1 protein-coding gene and 1 pseudogene are annotated in these 1,053 nt (G+C 70.4%); both read left to right on the plus strand.

Annotation, left to right across the window (positions count from 1 at the left end):
- Nucleotides 1-857, plus strand: an 857-nt coding sequence (locus tag NKF06_RS20630; RefSeq protein ID WP_253246465.1) for a 1,4-dihydroxy-2-naphthoate polyprenyltransferase, incomplete at its 5' end; no start/stop codon positions are given.
- A 2-nt stretch (nt 858-859) separates the two neighbouring features.
- A pseudogene (locus NKF06_RS20635) lies at nt 860-1,053 on the plus strand (o-succinylbenzoate synthase); the annotation flags it as partial.

Below are 1,053 nucleotides of genomic sequence, written 5' to 3' on the forward strand. Positions count from 1 at the left end.
TCGTCGTCGGCACCGCGGTCGCCGTCCACGCCGACCTGTTCGCCCCGCTGCCCGCGCTCGCGGCGCTCGTGGGCGCGCTCCTCATCCAGGTCGGGACCAACTTCGCCAACGACTACTACGACGCGGTGCAGGGCGCGGACACCGAAGCCCGCGAGGGCTTCACCCGCGTCACCGCGGGCGGACTCATCCCGCCGGCCGAAGTCAAGCGGGCGATGTACCTCACCTTCGCCGCCGCCATCCTCCTCGGCACCTACCTCGTCTACGTCGGCGGCGTGCCAATCCTCGTCATCGGCCTGCTCTCTGTCACTTCGGGCATCGCCTACACCGGCGGCCCGTACCCCCTCGGCTACCACGGCCTCGGAGACCTGTTCGTCTTCGTCTTCTTCGGCCTCGTCGCCGTCGTCGGCACCTTCTACGTGCAGGCCGCGAGCGTCCTCGCGGCCCCGCTCACCGTCGGGATTCCGGAGGGGACCGTCACCGTCGTCGCCGTCCTCGCCAGTCTCCCCATCGCGGCCATCTCCACGAACATCCTCGTCGTGAACAACGTCCGCGACAAGGAGGAAGACGCGACCACGGGCAAGCGGACGCTCGCGGTCCGGTTCGGCTACGGCTTCGCCCGCGCCGAGTACGTCGCCATGCTCGCGCTCGCCTACGTCGTCCCCGCCTACCTCTGGACTCGCGCCGGCTTCGACTGGTTCGTCCTTCTCCCCATGTTCTCGATGCCCGTCGCGGCCCGCATCGCGCGGACGGTCGTGACCGAGACGAAAGGCGAGAAGCTCAACCCGGCGCTCGAAGACACGGGCAAACTCCTCGCGCTCTACGCCGTCCTCTTCTCGGTCGGCCTCGTCCTCGCGTGACGATGCGCCTCCGCGAGTTCGCCGTCGACCTCCGAACGCCGCTTTCGACCGCCAGCGGCGATATCGAGCGCCGCGAAGGGCTCCTCGTCGCGGTCGACGTCGCGGGCGAGACGGGCGTCGGCGAGGCGACGCCGCTTCCGGGCTGGACCGAGTCGCTCGCCGACTGCCGCGACGCGCTTGTCGGCCTCGCCGAAGG

This window comes from Haloferax sp. AB510, assembly GCF_024136985.1.
Classification (GTDB): Archaea; Halobacteriota; Halobacteria; order Halobacteriales; family Haloferacaceae; genus Haloferax.